The following is an 803-nucleotide window of genomic DNA, read 5'->3' as shown; positions in this document are numbered from 1 at the left end:
ATTATTGAGGAATCTGATTGGTGGAAAGGTCTGTTCGAAATTCTGAAACACCACGGCGATGCTATGGGGACCGAACTTTACAAACTGAGTTCGCTGTACTTCACGCTCGGGTATAAGAACATTCGATTCTATCCTTCTGGTCCAAAATCGAGCACACTTCGTGGCGACACGCGAATTCTGGCAGCACTCGACGAACTTGGTCTCTTTCCGCTACCCACTGGTGATAGTGAGGAAGACGAAACAAGTGAACGCGCAAACTCTGACGAGGCACACAAGTCGCTGTACAACAGTCTGGGTACGGTTTCGGTAGCTTACGAAAATCTACTGAAGGAAGGTATCCATAGCGCACCGCCCCCACTTCTGTTCAACGTGTCGTCGCCGTACTCGCAGCGCGACAAGATGATGCGGCTGCTGCGGGAATCGCGGACCCCGGACGGTGAGAAAACGATGCTTGGCGTCAACCTAGCAACGTGGGAGATGAACCCGTTTTACACGCGGCAGTCTCAGATCATTGCTACAGCGTACGCCGCTAACCCAGAAAAGGCAGCACGTGACTGGGGCGCGAATCCTCCTGCTGTTCACTCGCGATTTATCCATCCCGATACTATTGCACAGGGTACATTCGTCAACGGGCCAAATGCGCACAACTTCATCTACCAGTTCGATAAGCCGGGTGAAGTCTACGGTCGTATCGAAACCGTGCGTCGTTTCAAGTGGCCAAGCATAATCGCGATCGACGCCGGGTCCTCGAACAACTCGTTCTGTATTGCATCTGTCCACTACGATTTCGACACAGGGAAAAC

At 52.3% G+C, this 803-nt stretch carries 1 protein-coding gene; it reads left to right on the top strand.

Annotation, left to right across the window (positions count from 1 at the left end; genetic code table 11):
• Window positions 1-63 precede the first annotated feature (63 nt).
• The coding region (locus AC1RPR_RS07890; protein ID WP_481763415.1) for a hypothetical protein at window positions 64-803 on the top strand (740 nt) is incomplete at its 3' end.

Source organism: Dellaglioa sp. CoH-57-MRSF-22 (assembly GCF_056781895.1).
The sequence above is the reverse complement of the archived record's forward strand: the minus strand, read 5'-3'. Positions and strand labels throughout refer to the sequence as shown.